The following is a 14,118-nucleotide window of genomic DNA, read 5'->3' on the forward strand; positions in this document are numbered from 1 at the left end:
GCCTTAAACACACCGCAACCCTCCAAAGCCCTGAAAGGAAAATCCCATGGCTGAAATTCACGGAAGGAATTTCCATGATCAGGCCCGATGCGATTTCCTATCCGCCGCGCGGGTTAAGCCGGGAAGAGGCCGCGAGATATATTGGCGTGTCCAGTTCGAAATTTAGCGAGCTTGTCGCCGATGGCCGCATGCCGAAGCCGCGCCGCATCGACGGGCGCACGATATGGGATCGTTTCGCACTGGACGCTGCCTTCAACGATCTACCCACCGAAAAGTCCGGGCTTGAAGAACTCATGAAACGGCACCCGCTGAAATCGGTTTAGCAGGCGCGAGGGGCACCCGCAAAAATAGCCGTTCGGAGGACTTCCGACTACGCTTGGTGCGTAATATGTGTCAGCGGGTCACCACCAACGGAAAGGGATTCGGATGACAGATGAGGAAAAGCAAAAGCTTGCGGCCGAGGTCAAGGTATGGCGCGGCAGGAGCACGTCAAAAGAGGCGGCGGCGGCGCTTGGTATTCCGCCGCGGACATTGGAAGGCATCGAGCAGGGGCGGGGCTTTTCCTATCCCGGCTTGTTGCGGCTGGGCATGAGGGCATTGAAGATCGGAGGCGATTATGGGACGCGCGCATAAATATCCGGACCATCCCGGCATCGCATCTCGGGTCGATCGCAAGGGCGAAATCTATTGGCGGTACCGCGCCAAGGGCTCCCCAGAAATCAAGTTGCCCGGCGCCCCCGGCGATGAGTGCTTCGAGATCGCCTATCAGAAGGCTGTGCGCGGCCAGTTGGCCAAATTCGAGATCATCGATCTGCCGGGCAGGGCGCTCCTCAAGACGTTCGGTCATGCCCAGCGGCGGCTTGAGGCAACCATGGAATGGTGCGATTACGACGAGAAGACGCGGGCCTACAACACGCGCCTGATTGAGCGCTTTCTTGAAATGCCGGTGGACGCCAGCAAGTCGGCGCTGAAATGGCGGGATACGCCCGTCGAATTCATGACCGCCGATCATCTGCGCGGCATCGTCGAGGGCATTTTCAGGACGCATCGAACCACGGCCAAGCATCTGCTCAACGCCGTCCGCAAGCTTTTGTGGATCGCAACGGACGTGGAGAAATGGATCAAGCCGGAAGCCGATCCGTCGCTTTCGATCCGGGTTCGTCCGCCGAAATCGGTCGCGAACCCCGCATGGCAGCTTGCCGCTCGCGAGGCGTTCGAGGCGCAGCATCCACCCGGCAGCGCGGCGCGTACCTGCTACAGCCTCGCGTTATGGATGGGAAACCGGCGCGGCGATGTTGCGAACATCGGCTGGGATGATTTGGTTGTCGAGGAGATCGAGCTCTGCAGCGGCGAAATCGTCGTCATCGAGGCGTTTGATTTCCGGCAGGGCAAGGGGCGTAACCGCCATGGTGGCCGCGAAATGTTTCTTCCGGTGATCGACAAGCTCGCCTCGGCGCTTGAGCCGTTGGAGCGCACGCCCGGTGCCACGGTACTGCGCACAGCCTATGGCAAGGCATTCAGCGAAAAGAGCCTGACCACCGCCATGCGCAAATGGACCGAGCAGGCCGGGCTTCCAGCAGGCCATACGCTGCACGGCTTGCGCCGTACCTTCGGCACCATGATTGCGGAATGCGGCGCGCAGGCCCGGCAGATCATGGACGCCCTCGGGCATAGTTCGATGGCGGTATCAGACTCGTATGTCCGCGACGTCAACAAGCGCCGCGCAATGGTCGACATCACGCGGGCGGTCAACGAACGCGAGGAAAGGCGCGATCAGGCAAGGCGGCGCGGCAACCTTCGCGTTGTACGATGAACCGGCTTTTCATTCGGGAAACGGGCGCTCCCACAAAATAATGGGCGCATTTTGGGCGGAGTGTTAGAAAGCCCAATAATTTCAAGAAAAATGGCACGCCCTAGGGGAGTCGAACCCCTCTTCCCAGAATGAAAATCTGGTGTCCTAACCGATAGACGAAGGGCGCTTCCTTCGCGGTGGCGCCCTTATAGTCAGCACATTTGTGCACCGCAAGCGGCAAAATGCGAAAATGCAGATTTTTTCGAGGCTTGTGGAAAAGCCGGTGTTCGCGCCGGCGTTCCGTGTGCCACCCGATTTTGAATTGATATAAATCAGCGCGATAGCCGCGTTGCGGCAGGCCGATCCGGAAATCATCCTGCACCTGGCCGCGCAACCCTTGGTCCGCACTGGAATGACGTCTCCGCGGGCGACAGGCCGCGCGAAATGCCCCTGGCTCGGCCTCGATCCGTCGCGGGCGGCTGCGCTTCTCGGCTGTAGCCCCGGTTCAGCCAGCCCGAAGAAATGCCGCGAGACCCCTGGTATGACGGCTGGCGGAACGGTGGAACGCTTTGGAGCTTACCCGCAGCCGGATCAATGCTTTCGTGAACGGCCTGTAATTCCGATGACGTATCATTGCCGGTTCTGCCGCGCGTCCCTTGCGACGGTCTTTGCCGATCTTGGGCAGACGCCATAGTCGAATCCCTTTCTGCCGTGGAATCTCGAAAGCAAGATCACCTCGGCGCGGGGCGGACGTTTCGTCGTCGCCATCCCGCGGCTGCGGATTATGTGACGCCAAGAAGGTTTAGAAACCGCTTGTGTACGGGAACCCGCCAGGCTCAGGAGGCTGGCGCGCTGCACGCGCGTGGTACGCCCTAGGGGAATCGAACCCCTCTTTACAGAATGAGAATCTGTCGTCCTAACCGATAGACGAAGGGCGCGTTGCGTCGGCTGCAAATAGGAACGCGCAGCCGCTTTCGCAAGCGTACTGATAAATAGACAAAATGGAAATAAAAAGTGGCACGCCCTAGGGGAGTCGAACCCCTCTTCCCAGAATGAAAATCTGGTGTCCTAACCGATAGACGAAGGGCGCTTCCTTCGTGGTGGCGCCCTTATAGTCAGGCGCTTTGGATCCCGCAAGCGGGAATTTCGGATTTCTTTCAAAAAAATGACAGGAAATCAGAGCCTGTGTGGGAGGCCGATTATCCGATCTGAATCAATAGGCTGCCGACAATTCCTATAACGGGATGCTGCGGCGTTGCCGCAACGTGATGCGGGATGCCGCGCTGCCGTCAGATGGCTCTTGCGTTCGGTGTCCTGGTACGTCCGGCGCCACAGCTCCAGTTCCAGTCACGGCTTTTACCGGTGTCGAGATGGACCGATTCGGTGTGGCAATAGGTGCCGACGCCGCCGCGGTTCGGCAGCGATCGGATAAAGGCGGCGATATCCCATTTGGACACGCCGTCGATCTTGATATCGGCGGCATCGCAGGTCTTGTGCATCGATTCTTCGGCGCCGCCGACCATGCGGTTATGCCCCGCGTCGCGATATCCTGAGGTGACGATGACCGGCTTGCCGAAATGGGTTTCGACCGCCTTGATGACATTGAGCATCCCGGGCTTAAAGCAGCCGACTTCGACATTGCCATTTTGGATGTGCAGGCCGTTCGGTGCCACGCGCGTCATGCCCGGCAGAGACGCCTTCTCAAGGAGCCCGGCGAGGCCGCCGACGAGGTTCTGCTTCGGAGCGGCATAGAGCGCATTCATCGACCCGCCTTGCAGGTTACCCGTCGCGAGCGATGTCGTCTGATAGGCAGGTGCAAGGCTTGTGCTGGTTTTTTCGGAGGATTGCTGCGGCAGAAGCATCTCGCCGCCCTGTGCCGGCTGGGCGGGCGGCGGCGCGCTGAAGACGCTGCTGCGCGCGGCATCGATGCCCTGAACGGGCGCATAGGCGTTGGCGTCCGCCGGCTGTATGATCGTTGAGGTCGTGTTGTTCTGCGGCCTCGCCGGCTGGGCGGAAAAGATGCTCATGGCGTTCGCATTGATGCGGCTTGGCTGCATCGCCAAGCCGCCGATATTGGCGGGCTGCGTGGCCGCAGTGCCGGCGGACATGGTGGCGGCGTCGGTATCCTGCGCTGCCGCCGTCTGCTGCGCGTTCGACACATTCGTGACCATCGGATCACGATAGGCGCCGTTGGCGGTTTTGCCCGGCGTGTTCCCGGCAAGCTGCTCGGCTGAAGGATCGGCAGCCACGGCAGCTGCGGAATCGAGGGCCTTCTGGTTCGAGACGCAGCCCGACAGCGCAACCGCGGCAACAGCGATGAGAAGCGCGCCCGTGGCGGGCATCCGCTTTTGGAGAATGAGCAAGCGACGGTCTCCGTTGGTGCGGAGAACGATTCAACCGTGTCGTCTTCCGCTTCGAGTCGGCCGGAGAGTGCCTACCGGGCGGGCTTGCGGCAAGCGCGAAGCGGGCGCGGCGGCCCGAAATCGCAAAAACCACAAGCCTCGCAAAAGCCTCAGCTTACCAGGCGCCGGTATTGCCCATCGAAAGCCACGGCTCGGCCGCCGGAAGGCTGCCATTCTTCTGCAGGATTTCGATGGAAATCCCATCCGGCGAACGAACGAAGGCCATGCGGCCGTCGCGTGGTGGACGGTTGATGGTGATGTCATTGTCCATCAGATGCCGGCAGGTCGCATAGATGTCGTCGACCTCGTAGGCGAGGTGGCCGAAGTTGCGTCCGCCGGTATATTCCTCGGGATCCCAATTGTAGGTAAGTTCGAGGCAGGGGGCGCCATTTTTCTCTGCATTTGTGATATCCTCGTTTGCGGCGAGGAAAACCAGGGTAAAACGGCCGCTTTCGTTTTCGGAGCGCCGGATTTCCTTCAGGCCGAACAGCGTGCAGTAGAAATGCAGGGAGGCATCCAGATCCTTCACGCGGATCATAGTGTGGAGATAACGCATTCTATTTCCTCTCTAAAATGTGGGAGCTGCTTCGTTATGTGGCGGGGGGTCAGCTTCGGGCAAGGCATGCGACTAAAATGAGCAGTTGGGAATAACCGAAAACAGGACTTGCGCTTATCCGTTACCAAGATGTTAATCTTGATTTCAAGAATCAGTTAACCGTAACAGTGTGACGCGTATTGAGGGGCTGGCGACATGGCTGACAGGATTTCATCGAAGGAATTCACCGATATCGACGAGCTGTCCGGGGATGCCGTCGACCTCGTTGAAATCACCGGTGTCGTCAAGTGGTTCGATGTCGCCAAGGGCTTCGGCTTCATTGTCCCGGACAACGGCATGCAGGATGTCCTGCTGCACGTAACCTGCCTTCGCCGCGACGGTTACCAGACGATCCTCGAGGGCACGCGCATCGTCGCGCTGATCCAACGCCGCGAGCGCGGCTATCAGGCCTTCAAGATTCTCTCCATGGACCAGTCGACCGCCGTCCATCCGTCACAGCTGCCGCCGGTGCGCACCCACGTGCAGGTCACCCCGACGAGCGGCCTCGAGCGGGCACTGGTGAAGTGGTTCAACCGCACGAAGGGCTTCGGCTTCTTGACGCGCGGCGAGGGTACGGAAGATATCTTCGTGCATATGGAAACGCTTCGCCGCTTTGGCCTGACGGAGCTTCGCCCCGGCCAGGTCGTCCTCGTCCGCTACGGCGATGGCGACAAGGGCCTGATGGCAGCCGAAATCCACCCGGATATGCCAAGCCCGGCAAGCCGGTCGCACTGATGCCTCGCGGCATGGCAATGCAGGCCATCAAAGGCGCCTTTCTGGCGCTTTTTTTCATCCTGGCCGTCTCCGCCTTTGCCCAGCAGCAACCGCATTTCGACAAGGAGCCGTTGGTGATCCAGACTGCCTCCGGCAGGATGCTGAATTTCACGGTGGAGATTGCCGCCAGCAATGAGCAGCGGCAGTACGGCCTGATGTTCCGCAAGGAAATGGCCGAGGATGCCGGAATGATCTTCGACTTCGGACAGCCGCGGCGGGTGACCATGTGGATGGAGAACACCATTTTGCCGCTCGACATGCTCTTCATCGATAGCGGCGGCACCATCCGCCACATCAAGGAAAATGCCGTGCCCTATTCGAGGGCGATCATTGATTCGATGGGTGAGGTGAAATACGTCGTCGAGCTGAATGCCGGCATCGTCAGGAAATTCGAAATCAAGGTCGGCGACAAGGTCGCAAGCGCCACGGTGACGAGGAAAAAGTAGCGGCGCCGAAGCGTCCGCCCGATCTCTCTTAGAATTACTGCTTTCTCACCGGTTTGGCCTTGGCCTGGATCAGTCGCTCCATGAACAGCGCCATCTTGCGCTTGATGGTGCCGTAGGTGCCGAGTTCGAAGTCGCAGTGATAGCAGGTGATGATGTCGCTATCGAGCGGCTGCGGGCGCGGAAAGTTCATCCGGGTCTTGCCGCACTTGGGGCAGGGGACTTCAACTTGCATTTACGGCTCCTGCGCAGGGCCATTGGCCGTCTGCGAAGACAACATTTTTTGAAAGGATGGTCGGAGTGGAGAGATTCGAACTCCCGACCCTCTGGTCCCAAACCAGATGCGCTACCAGACTGCGCTACACTCCGTGAGAGGGGGCAATACACGCTTCACCCCGGCCCCGCAATATCTAATTCGCGTCTTCAACACGGCATTGTCGTTTCAATCACCAAGCCCTCCAGCGGACTGGATCCTGGCTTGCGGCGCAAGCATTCCCCTCAGTTGGCTTTTTTCTTGAAAGTGGAGAGATTCGCGGCTAAGCAAAATTCATCTCTTCGCGTTATCGAGGCGATGAAGACCATTCCGGAGACGGGTGGAAGGGTAAGTTACAGCGGGTCAGGCCCGCATATCCGGAGGCGTGCAGCTGATGTCTGCCAAGATCTACCGTCCAGCCAAGACCGCCATGCAGTCCGGCAAGGCGAAGACGCATCTTTGGGTGCTTGAATTCGATCAGGAGCAGCCGCGCAAGATCGATCCCATTATGGGCTACACGTCCTCCGGCGATATGCGCCAGCAGGTGAGGCTGACCTTCGAGACGCAGGAACTGGCGGAAGCCTATGCCAAGCGCACCGGCATCGAATACCGCGTGATCGCGCCGAAGGAACCGGCTCGCCAGACAGTCGCTTATCCTGATAATTTTCGCTATACCCGCACGCAGCCCTGGACGCATTGAGCGCTCAGGCATGCCGCTTCTCGCCGCTGCACGGACGCAGCGGCCGGATGGCCCCTTAGCTCAGCTGGATAGAGCACCTGCCTTCTAAGCAGGTTGTCGCAGGTTCGAGTCCTGCAGGGGTCGCCAAAAATGCTGTGTCCGACCCGGAGATGGGGTATTCGGCTTGCGCCCCATCTTCTACGGTGATGCAGGGAGGTGCTGCGCTTCGAGCTGATGATAGAACGTGGTCTGTTCAAACAGAGCCACAAGCATCAGGAAAGGAAGCGCAGCATGAAGCACTTTATTGGCCTCGATGTCTCGGTGAAAGAGACCGCCGTTTGCATTATCGACGAATCCGGCAAGCTCTGCCGTGAGGTAAAGGTGGTCAGCCACCCTGACGATCTCATTGCGGTGCTGAAGGGCCAGACCTGGAACGTCGAGCGGGTCGGGCTTGAAGCCGGACCTTTGTCGCAGTGGTTATTCGAGGGGCTGGCCAGGGCGGGATTGCCGGTCATCTGCATCGAGACCCGCCATGTGAAGGCATTCCTGAAGGCGCAGCCCAACAAGACGGATCGCAACGATGCGCGCGGCATCGCGCAGATGATGCGCGTCAATCTGTATCGCCCAGTGCATGTGAAGACGCTGACGAGCCAGAAGCGGCGGGCGCTCTTAACGGCCCGCAAGCTGCTGCAGGAAAAGGCGATCGCCATCGAGAACGACATCCGCGGCCTTCTGCGCAATTTTGGGCTGAAGGTTGGCGCCGTGAGAACGGCGAAGTTCGAAGAGCGCATTCGCGAGCTCATCGAAGGCATGCCTGATCTCGCGGCGATCATGGAGCCATTGCTTGCCGCCCGATGCGCACTTTGCTCTATGAGGCCGCCCAGCTGCTGCTGACGCGCGTGAGGAAATGGTCGTGGCTGAAGGCCTGGGCGATGAAGGTCGCCAAGCGGCGCGGCATGGCGAAAGCGAAAGTAGCACTCGCTCGTCGCCTAGCGGTCGTCATGCATCGCATGTGGCTCGACGGCACTGAATTCCGCTGGATGCGGGAAGCCATGACATCAGCGAACTGACCAAAGGCCGGAAGGAGAACGACACAAAGTTCCGCCAGTCGGCGGAAGGACGTCCTTCGCAGGACGATGGATGAGGCAAGTTCGAACCGATGTCTGTGCCGATCGCATCACGCGGTAATCACGTCCCGGAGATTGAACCGCCTCATTCTCCTAACCCCATGCTGGGAGGGCGAAACGCCGATCCCGAAGAGAAGCGAGGACCTGCGGAAGATGTCATGCCCCGAAGAGGCGGAGACGCTCGTAAGCGCTTGACCCCAACACGCCGAATAGAGAAGACATGGGTAACAGATCGTACCTAAGACATAGGTGACAACCTCGTGCCGAACGGGTTGTCGATGGTTTGCAAGGTCCTCTGCTCCAGGTCGATATATCCCAGATCATAATGCATGAAGCTGACGAGCAATGCCGTCGTCGACTTCCTTGAGTCCCAGTTTCTGGCCGGCCAGCACGGTCGATATGTTGATCTTCCGATTCGCCGCATGGGGCAAGGGAAAGGATTATTCCATCACCGCGCCTCATGCTGCGCTTCCTTTCCTGATGCTTGTGGCTGTTTGAACAGACCACGTTCTATCATCAGAGCTTGAAAAGAGCGCGGGATCGGAGGTGAGACGGAGCCTGGACCTTTACCCAGCTTTCGGAGCTTTCGCCGGTGGGTCGACGACAGCATCGTTGCGGCGGCCAATTCGGCGAGCGGCTGCGGGAAGGTGGACGTGGCGCCGCGGGACGCTATTTGCTGGCCGGCTTAGCCTTTCCAGAAGCGCCAAGACATCGGCTTGATATTTAGCCACATAGTTTCGTACCCAAGTATCAGTTCCTGCCGGTGCGGAATCTCCCTTCGGTGACGTTCAAGCGCCTCCGCCACTACAGCATAGGCTTCGAAGAGGTCGTCCAGCTCGCGTCTCCTCATGTGTCGGAGCAGGTCTCTATGACGGGGCATGGCTAGCGCCAGGCGAGCCCTACCGTTCCGAACCAGTGACATGCGTTCAATCCGTAGCGCGGTTCTCCGCAAGCAAGCTCGTCCCTGAGGTCTCGAGTCCGAGCATGGTTGCGAGGGGGATCGTGGTGGCGGGCCCGCCGTTTCGAGACAAGTTTCGGCCCACGAAGTGTGCCCGAGAATCTAACGGTAGCGGTAGTCGCGTTATAACGTCTGGTGCGGTGCGGCGCTCCATCTCGGAGAAGTCCCAGAGCTTGCCAGAAGGGACTTTTCGGCAGGTCTGGGAGCTCTTGCTAGCCGCCATGACGTGAGCGGCGGCTAACCGTCTTGGACGGCTGCGACTGCGGCTTGCGCGACCTGGAGGTCCTGGGCGACCGCCCCTCCGGACACGCCGACCGCGCCGAGCAGTACGCCGTTCTCGTCGCGGATCGGCAGGCCGCCGGCGAAGACGACGAGCCCGCCGTTCGTCAGCTCAAGGCCGGGCGATGTACCGCCCGGTTTGCTGAATTCCCCAATCGCCTCGGTGCTGAGCCCGAACAGGGCAGCGGTCCTGGCCTTCCCAAGAGCGATGTCGATTGAGCCCAGCAAGGCCCCATCCATGCGGGAGAAGGCTTTCAGATGAACACCGGCGTCGAGGACGGCGATGTTCATCGGAACGCCGATTACCCCGGCGGCCTGCCGGGCCGCGGCGAGCGCCGCTTCGGCCTGAGATTGGTTAATGCTCATGTCAGTGCTCCTCGAGAGAAAGGTCCGGCCGTAACGTGACGGGGCAGGGGTTGTTCGCATTACGGCCGGATGGGGGTCAGATCTGATTTTCCCAGGCGGCGAGTTGGTGTTCCTTCAGCAAATCCTCGATCTTCTTCGGAACGACGTTGCGGAATTTGCCGGTGTCGGCCGGGACGATTTCGATCATGCGCTCGATCATCTCGGCGGGGTCCATCCGACCCTCGGGCGTGGCGAAGAAGTCGTCAAAGCCCTTGCGCAGGTCGGCGCGCTTGGTGAAGTGCTTGCTGTCGTCGAGCCAACGGAACGGATTGTCGGCCATGGTTTCGTTGTAGCCAGTGTAATAGGCGCCAGGATTGATCGTCTGGATCTTGATCCCGTATGCGGCCAGCTCCTGCTGCAGCGCCTCGGCGATCGATTCCAACGCATGCTTGGTCGAGACGTAGGTGCCCCAGTTGGCCGGGGTGAACAGCCCGCCCATAGACGAGGTGAAGACCACCTTGCCCTTCTTGCCCTCCGACACCCAGCGGCGCAGCACGCCCTGCGTGAGGACGAGCGGCAGAAAGACGTTCACTTCGTAGTTCTTGCGGACGAGGTCGATAGGGATTTCCCAGACCGGGCCGGCTTCGCCCATGCCCGCGTTGTTCCAGAGGACATCGAAGTCCCACGCCTGAGCCTGGGCGATGTCATAGTGGTCGGTCAGGTCAAGCCGTTCGACGCGGACATTGTCGAGCTCCAGCGCCTTCAACTCCTCACGCAGTGGCGTAACCTGCGACGACACATGGACGGTCGCGATGATGTCGTGGCCGTTCTTGGCCATGCCGATGGCGGCGCCCTTGCCGAAGCCCGAGCCGGCGCCGGTGATGAGGATGGTTTTCTTGCTCATGATCAGTCTCCTTTTCTGCGGTGAGGCGTTGTTGCCGTCGAGGAAAAGAATTACGTATTGTGCGGAAGTCGGGCCGTCGCTCGGTTGCGACGAATGTTCGTAGATTGCGGCTATCGCTCTCTGAGAGGGGTTGATGACATTTCCAACGCGAGCAACGACTGCGGAAAATGCCCGCGATAAGGCATCCATTGGCCTGGCTGGTGATGCCGTCGACAGCATTGGCAGGATCCTGGACCGTCCACCCGCCCTGGTGGGCGAGGCGCTTCGAAGTGAAACCCGACTGACCACGCGCTGGAGCCATGGGGCGCTGCATGATTCGCTGCCAGGGCTGTCGAGCCATGTGGTGATGACCTATTACGGTGCCGACCAGGAGATATCCTGGCGTTGCGGTGGCACGCGCCATGCTTCACGGACAAGGCCCGGAACGATCACGCTGATTCCCGAAGGTCATGACGGGCGCTGGGATATCGCCGGGCCGATCGAGGTGTCGCACGTCTATTTCCCTCAGGAGCGGCTCCAAGCGAGCGCTGATCTCCTCGCCGGCGGCAAACGCGTCGAGTTGATCGGGCGCGTCGGCTTCGAAGACCCTTCGGCTGCGCGCATTCTCGAATTGTTGAGCCGCGAGGCGCGGCTGGACGACCCGTCGTCACGGTTGTTCGTGGAGCAGGCCATTGACCTCCTGTGCCTGCAACTCGTGCGTGGACACTCCTCCTTTGGGGCGCTGACGGTCGAGGAACCTCGCGGAGGGCTCGCGGACTGGCAGGTGAAGCGCGTGACCGCCTATATGCGCGAGCACCTTGAGGAGGAAATCGGGCTCGATGAACTAGCGGCAACGGTCAATCTCAGCCGCTTCCATTTCTGCACCGCCTTCCGGCGTGCCACAGGACAGACGCCGCACCAATGGCTGGTCAATTTGCGGATTGCGCAGGCGCGGCAGTTGCTGGCCATGCCCGAGCTGCCGGTGACAGAGATCGCCCTCTCGGTTGGCTACCAGACGCCCTCGGCATTCGCTGCGGCGTTCCGTAAGGTCACAGCCACCACGCCGACGGAGTATCGCAGAGCGCTGTTGGGGGGCGGGCTGGGGACCTAAGCTCATTCAAGCAAGGGCGGCACCCAATAGAGGTCTCGCCTGTTTGGCAGCCCATACTTGCTGGCAAACAGTTGTAGCCTGCAAGATACTCTGGCCGGGCGGCTACCTGCCGCCGGTGCTTCCAAGCGTGCTCGTGTCGCTCGGATCGTCGCCAAGCGCGAGCACTATCGAATGGGCCCGGTGGCGATGGCCGGCAAGTTCATAGCCGACGATCGTAACCACTGGCGCCAGCATCAGGATGATCAGGCACACGGACATAGGAATGCCTGCCAAGGCAGCGGCAACGGACGCCGCCAGCACCAGAGCCGTCCCCGACAGGAGCCAAGTATGGAGGCGGTCCGAACGGCGCAGCAGATAAGTGTATATCGCGTAGATCAGCGCCACGTAGATCGCGACCGGAACAGCAACAGTCATCACGGTCGCCACCGAGGAAATATGTGCCTTGTGCTCGATAAAGTAGGCCGCGACGTGCAGCCCAGCGCCGGTCGCAACAATCGAGGCGAAAATCGGGATGTGTCCGTAGCCCCAGACGAAGCAGCGATCGCGAAACCGGTGCAGGATCTCCGCGCTCGGAAGCAGGAAATAGATCCACCACATGCCGAAGGTCAATCCTGTCCCGGCGATGCAGACGAGAGCGACGTCGAGGTTCCAGCCTTGCCCTTCGACAACGGCCGTTACTGAGGCAACCGTTCCGACCACTCCCTCGCCAAGCGCGATGATGGCAAGCAGGCTGTGGCGCTCGGCGATGTGATGGGCATGCCAGGGCGTTCCTCCCTGGTGTGATTCCGCAATCACGGGCCCGGTCATTTCGACCGCCGTTAACACGACAACGAAAGCAAAGGTCATGAGAAGCGAGAAGTCGAGGAAAATCAGCACTCCCCAGCCAAGCTGGGCAATAGCGATCGCCGCCGCATAGGTCATGCAGGCCTTGCGGCGCAGCGGATCCTGGTGCGCCGCCCGAAGCCACTGGAAAACCATCGCAACGCGCATGACGACATAGCCGAGCACCATGATGCCGTTGTCCAGATGCTCGCCCTTGTCGATCGATTCGAACATCGGAGGCAGCCCGACGGCGAGGATCAGCACTCCGACCATCTGCACCATCGTCACCATGCGGAAAACCCAGTCATCCGTGTCATAGGCGGACGCGAACCAGGAGAAGTTCACCCAAGCCCAGCAGATCGAAAAGCTGGCAAAGCCGAAGCCGATCAGGCCGGCGTTGAAATGCCCGTCCGCCAGGAGGTGTGCGAGCTGTGAGGCAGCCAGACCGAAGGCAATCACGAAGGTCAGATCGAAGAGCAGTTCCAGCGGGGTTGCCGCACGATGGCCGTCATGTGGATCGCGACCGCTCATTCTCGATACGTGGTGCGCATGCGAATGCGCCGACGGCTTGGTCTTGGACATTTTGAGCGCTCCTCATCGAGGTTGTCCGAACGGTTGCTCAGAATACTCGGGATCGGTGACAACCCCTCGCACTTTTGAGTGCCCGAGTCGCCACGCTTGAAGCGCGCCGGCAGGCGGTGTACGCCGGCGCGCACGAACTCAGGCGTTCGCCGGCTCAGGCGCGGCAAAGTCCGTCGAAAGCGAGACCTGCCGCCATTCTGCCACGATCGCTGAGTCGGCGGCGTGCTTCGCTTCGATTGCAGCGACAGTGTCGCTCCCCAGCGGCAGCCGCACCGGCGGATTGAGCGCATCCGCAAAGGCGACGAGCACGCTGGCAAGCTTGGCTGGATCGCCGGGCTGGCTGTGGTTGAGGTCGGTTGCGCGGCCGCGTGTGGCGCCAGCCGTGCCGTTGTAATCCTCAATGCGTGTAGGGCTCACCGACAGAGACGACGAATCCAGGAAGTCGGTCCGGAAATAACCTGGCTCGACGACGGTGACATGGATGCCGAGCGGCGCGAGCTCCTGGTTAAGTGCCTCGGAGAGTCCTTCTACCGCGAATTTGGTGGAGCAATAGACGCCGAAGCCCGCCGCGCTGCGATAGCCGCCGATAGAAGAGATATTGAGTATGCGTCCGGAGCGTTGCGCACGCATGGAAGGCAGCACCGCGCGGGTGACGCCGAGCAGCCCGAACACATTCGTGCGATAGAGGCGCTCAACCTCCTCAGCCGTGGCTTCCTCGACAGCCCCGAGCAGGCCGAAGCCGGCATTGTTCAGCAGCACATCAATGCGACCGAACCGCTCCACGGCGCGCGCCGCCGCCGCGCGGGCCTGCTCCTCGTCGGTGACATCGAGCGGCAGCGCCAGCAGGTTTGAATGCTGGCCCAGCCTGTCCGTGACACTGGCGGCGTTCCGTGCAGTGGCCACGACATTGTCGCCCTGTGCGAGCGCGAGTTGCGCGACCCTTGCGCCAAAGCCGCGGGAGGCGCCGGTGATGAACCAGGTTTTCATGATCATTCTCCTTCCATCTGTGAACTAGACGTGGAGGAATTAGCTCCCCTGGTGAACATGCGCCGTCTCCCGCTTTCGGCCGCTGT

Annotated in this window: 14 protein-coding genes, 5 tRNA genes and 1 pseudogene; 9 read left to right on the plus strand and 11 right to left on the minus strand. The window is 60.6% G+C overall.

Features of this window, described 5'->3' with window-relative positions:
* Positions 1 to 74 precede the first annotated feature (74 nt).
* From QA644_RS07410 to QA644_RS07420, 3 genes are all read left to right on the plus strand, one after another.
* Positions 75 to 323, plus strand: coding sequence for a helix-turn-helix transcriptional regulator (locus QA644_RS07410; protein ID WP_283071730.1), 249 nt, complete (start codon positions 75 to 77; stop codon positions 321 to 323).
* Between the two features lie 103 nt (positions 324 to 426).
* Positions 427 to 633, plus strand: a complete 207-nt coding sequence (locus QA644_RS07415) for an XRE family transcriptional regulator (protein WP_283071732.1) — start codon at positions 427 to 429, stop codon at positions 631 to 633.
* Positions 617 to 1,813 (plus strand): site-specific integrase, encoded by a 1,197-nt coding sequence (locus QA644_RS07420; RefSeq protein WP_283071734.1) that lies wholly within the window; start codon positions 617 to 619, stop codon positions 1,811 to 1,813. Before QA644_RS07415 ends, QA644_RS07420 begins: the two co-directional genes overlap by 17 nt.
* 91 nt (positions 1,814 to 1,904) lie before the next feature.
* Here the strand turns inward: QA644_RS07420 and QA644_RS07425 are convergent.
* The 5 genes from QA644_RS07425 to QA644_RS07445 form a co-directional block, all read right to left on the minus strand.
* Positions 1,905 to 1,979, minus strand: a tRNA-Glu gene (locus QA644_RS07425).
* Between the two features lie 676 nt (positions 1,980 to 2,655).
* Positions 2,656 to 2,730, minus strand: a tRNA-Glu gene (locus QA644_RS07430).
* Positions 2,731 to 2,807: 77 nt separating this feature from the next.
* Positions 2,808 to 2,882 (minus strand) — tRNA-Glu (locus QA644_RS07435).
* 199 nt (positions 2,883 to 3,081) lie between these two features.
* Positions 3,082 to 4,155, minus strand: a complete 1,074-nt coding sequence (locus tag QA644_RS07440) for a D-Ala-D-Ala carboxypeptidase family metallohydrolase (protein WP_283071736.1) — start codon at positions 4,153 to 4,155, stop codon at positions 3,082 to 3,084.
* 154 nt (positions 4,156 to 4,309) lie between these two features.
* The gene (locus QA644_RS07445) at positions 4,310 to 4,750 is read right to left on the minus strand and encodes a VOC family protein (protein ID WP_074067892.1); all 441 of its coding nucleotides are present in this window, start codon (positions 4,748 to 4,750) and stop codon (positions 4,310 to 4,312) included.
* Between the two features lie 195 nt (positions 4,751 to 4,945).
* Between QA644_RS07445 and QA644_RS07450 the strand changes: the two genes are divergently transcribed.
* Both QA644_RS07450 and QA644_RS07455 read left to right on the plus strand, forming a co-directional pair.
* Positions 4,946 to 5,524: a cold-shock protein gene (locus tag QA644_RS07450; protein WP_022715433.1), complete on the plus strand. Its 579-nt coding sequence runs from the start codon at positions 4,946 to 4,948 to the stop codon at positions 5,522 to 5,524.
* Between the two features lie 11 nt (positions 5,525 to 5,535).
* Entirely contained in the window at positions 5,536 to 6,009 is a 474-nt protein-coding gene (locus QA644_RS07455; protein WP_156886409.1) for a DUF192 domain-containing protein, read from the plus strand.
* A 34-nt stretch (positions 6,010 to 6,043) separates the two neighbouring features.
* On the opposite strand, the gene QA644_RS07460 is transcribed toward QA644_RS07455, so the two are convergent.
* The gene (locus tag QA644_RS07460; RefSeq protein ID WP_132552593.1) at positions 6,044 to 6,241 is read right to left on the minus strand and encodes a hypothetical protein; all 198 of its coding nucleotides are present in this window, start codon (positions 6,239 to 6,241) and stop codon (positions 6,044 to 6,046) included.
* A gap of 57 nt (positions 6,242 to 6,298) precedes the next feature.
* A tRNA-Pro gene (locus QA644_RS07465) sits at positions 6,299 to 6,375 on the minus strand.
* Positions 6,376 to 6,653: 278 nt separating this feature from the next.
* On the opposite strand from QA644_RS07465, the gene QA644_RS07470 reads away from it, so the two are divergent.
* The 3 genes and pseudogenes from QA644_RS07470 to QA644_RS07480 all read left to right on the plus strand — a co-directional run bounded on the left by QA644_RS07470 (position 6,654) and on the right by QA644_RS07480 (position 8,008).
* A complete protein-coding gene (locus tag QA644_RS07470) occupies positions 6,654 to 6,959 on the plus strand; it encodes an ETC complex I subunit (protein WP_283071739.1) in 306 nt (101 codons plus the stop codon).
* A 49-nt stretch (positions 6,960 to 7,008) separates the two neighbouring features.
* Positions 7,009 to 7,085 (plus strand) — tRNA-Arg (locus QA644_RS07475).
* Positions 7,086 to 7,229: 144 nt separating this feature from the next.
* Positions 7,230 to 8,008: pseudogene (locus tag QA644_RS07480) on the plus strand (transposase).
* A 1,252-nt stretch (positions 8,009 to 9,260) separates the two neighbouring features.
* Here QA644_RS07480 and QA644_RS07485 read toward each other — a convergent pair.
* Positions 9,261 to 9,668: a heme-binding protein gene (locus QA644_RS07485; RefSeq protein WP_283071741.1), complete on the minus strand. Its 408-nt coding sequence runs from the start codon at positions 9,666 to 9,668 to the stop codon at positions 9,261 to 9,263.
* A gap of 76 nt (positions 9,669 to 9,744) precedes the next feature.
* Positions 9,745 to 10,551 carry an SDR family oxidoreductase gene (locus QA644_RS07490; RefSeq protein ID WP_283071742.1) on the minus strand — a complete coding sequence of 269 codons (807 nt, stop codon included), beginning with the start codon at positions 10,549 to 10,551 and terminating at the stop codon, positions 9,745 to 9,747.
* 133 nt (positions 10,552 to 10,684) lie between these two features.
* On the opposite strand from QA644_RS07490, the gene QA644_RS07495 reads away from it, so the two are divergent.
* Positions 10,685 to 11,641 (plus strand): AraC family transcriptional regulator, encoded by a 957-nt coding sequence (locus tag QA644_RS07495; protein ID WP_283071744.1) that lies wholly within the window; start codon positions 10,685 to 10,687, stop codon positions 11,639 to 11,641.
* Between the two features lie 102 nt (positions 11,642 to 11,743).
* Here the strand turns inward: QA644_RS07495 and QA644_RS07500 are convergent, their stop codons facing one another.
* Positions 11,744 to 13,045, minus strand: coding sequence for a low temperature requirement protein A (locus tag QA644_RS07500; RefSeq protein WP_283071745.1), 1,302 nt, complete (start codon positions 13,043 to 13,045; stop codon positions 11,744 to 11,746).
* A gap of 138 nt (positions 13,046 to 13,183) precedes the next feature.
* Entirely contained in the window at positions 13,184 to 14,032 is an 849-nt protein-coding gene (locus QA644_RS07505; RefSeq protein ID WP_283071747.1) for an oxidoreductase, read from the minus strand.
* Positions 14,033 to 14,118 lie beyond the last annotated feature (86 nt).

Source organism: Rhizobium sp. CC1099 (assembly GCF_029714385.1).
Taxonomy (GTDB): Bacteria; Pseudomonadota; Alphaproteobacteria; order Rhizobiales; family Rhizobiaceae; genus Rhizobium.